This is a genomic window from Paraburkholderia sp. SIMBA_053 (genome assembly GCF_046534895.1).
Classification (GTDB): Bacteria; Pseudomonadota; Gammaproteobacteria; order Burkholderiales; family Burkholderiaceae; genus Paraburkholderia; species Paraburkholderia caledonica.
In genome coordinates, this window is the sequence record NZ_JAWRXU010001420.1 from 1 (window position 1) to 245 (window position 245).

Here is a 245-nt window from a genome sequence, read left to right on the forward strand (position 1 = left end):
GGCGCGCCGACGACGAGCAATGCGCACCCGCATGCGACGGGCGAGGTCGCGCTGGTTCACAACGGGATCATCGAGAATTTCAAGCCGCTACGCGAGGCGCTGCAGGCGCGTGGCCGCCGCTTCGAGAGCGAGACCGATACCGAGGTCGTCGCGCACCTCGTCAGCGAACAGGTCGAGGCCGGCAAGTCGCCGACCGAGGCGGTGCAGGCGGTCCTCCCGCAGCTGCGCGGCGCCTTCGCGCTCGC

General features: G+C 71.0%; 1 pseudogene. It reads left to right on the forward strand.

Annotation, left to right across the window (positions count from 1 at the left end):
* Window positions 1-245: pseudogene (locus SB753_RS40285) on the forward strand (glutamine--fructose-6-phosphate aminotransferase); the annotation flags it as partial.